This is a genomic window from Lactiplantibacillus sp. ME-2, assembly GCF_022549155.1.
Classification (GTDB): domain Bacteria; phylum Bacillota; class Bacilli; order Lactobacillales; family Lactobacillaceae; genus Lactiplantibacillus; species Lactiplantibacillus plantarum.
The window spans coordinates 1-688 of record NZ_JAKZEQ010000122.1; the positions used below are offsets into that span (position 1 = coordinate 1).

Here is a 688-nt window from a genome sequence, read left to right on the forward strand (position 1 = left end):
TTTGATCTAATTTAACTAAAATCAAATCGAATGTCAAAGTATCCAAACACGTTCTAATAGCGAATCAGCTGTCGGGTCTGGTTTATCTCGCCACATATCGTAATAGCGGTAGACGGTATGCCATTCCGGAAAATCGTGCGGTAATTCACGCCATTGACACCCTGTAGTAAGCGAGTAAAGGATGGCATTGAATACGTCATAAAGATCATAACGACGCGGTCTTGTATGCTTGCGGAAGTTTTCTAAATCAGGTTGTATTAACGCAAATTGCGCTCGAGAAATATTGCTTGGATAATCTGGCATGACAAACTCCTCAGTCGGTTTTCCACAATTCTACCAGATTCAGCAGATACTAGACAGGTTCTTAGGACTAAAAAATAAGTTAAATGATTTACACCATGAAATCAGTAATCGAACGCAAAAACAACTGAAAGCATTTGCTAAACAGAATCCAGAAATTAAACAACCAGATTCTGAACCTGATCAAAGCCTAAAACGTTAGCCAGTTTTTAAGGGACATGCTATAATGTAATAGAAAAAGGAAGTCCCGCTAGAACAGGGCTTCCCATGTAGAGCCGTTAAAGACGGTGGCAGATTTTAACGATATTTAATAACCGCTAGCTGACCAGAGCTATGAGGTGTACCCCAAAAGTTAAAGTAAATATTTGCTTGTCTTTCCTAGGCGGCA

General features: G+C 39.7%; 1 protein-coding gene and 1 pseudogene. One reads left to right on the forward strand and one right to left on the reverse strand.

Going from position 1 to position 688, the window contains the following annotated elements:
- Positions 1-45: 45 nt before the first annotated feature.
- Positions 46-303: pseudogene (locus tag MMY95_RS15630) on the reverse strand (transposase); the annotation flags it as partial.
- Here MMY95_RS15630 and MMY95_RS15635 point away from each other — a divergent pair.
- Positions 302-502 carry a hypothetical protein gene (locus MMY95_RS15635; RefSeq protein ID WP_024855729.1) on the forward strand — a complete coding sequence of 67 codons (201 nt, stop codon included), beginning with the start codon at positions 302-304 and terminating at the stop codon, positions 500-502. The pseudogene MMY95_RS15630 and the gene MMY95_RS15635 overlap by 2 nt on opposite strands.
- Positions 503-688 lie beyond the last annotated feature (186 nt).